Here is a 314-nt window from a genome sequence, read left to right as displayed (position 1 = left end):
CGCGCCGACTTCCAACGGAGATCCCGCCCGCCCACCAAGCGTAAGAACGCGGCGTTGGCGAACTCGAAAACGTGGTCTGGCCCATCAAGGATGCACATGAAGCCTGGGGCCTGCTCGAACATCATCCGCAGCCGCTGTAGCTGGGCCGTTTTAAACTCGTCGGTGTCCCGTCGTGCCCTTGCCGCGTCTTCGGCCAAGCGCAGGTACTGGATGGCTTTAGCGGCGGAGGCGGCGCGCGCCTCGGTGACGTCCTCGCAAACTGCCATAACGCCGGCAACGCCCGCCTCGTCGAGCAAGGCCGTGCAGGCGTATGA

General features: G+C 65.0%; 1 protein-coding gene. It reads right to left on the bottom strand.

Annotated elements, in window-relative coordinates; genetic code table 11:
- Nucleotides 1-296 (bottom strand): PAS domain-containing protein (locus tag F2P45_RS34945; RefSeq protein ID WP_166882741.1); only part of this gene is annotated, 296 nt, incomplete at its 3' end.
- Nucleotides 297-314: the final 18 nt, after the last annotated feature.

Origin of the sequence: Massilia mucilaginosa, from assembly GCF_011682145.1 — a bacterium.
GTDB lineage: Bacteria > Pseudomonadota > Gammaproteobacteria > Burkholderiales > Burkholderiaceae_D > Telluria_A > Telluria_A mucilaginosa.
Note: the sequence above shows the minus strand (reverse complement) of the source record. Positions and strands in the feature narration are given on the sequence as shown.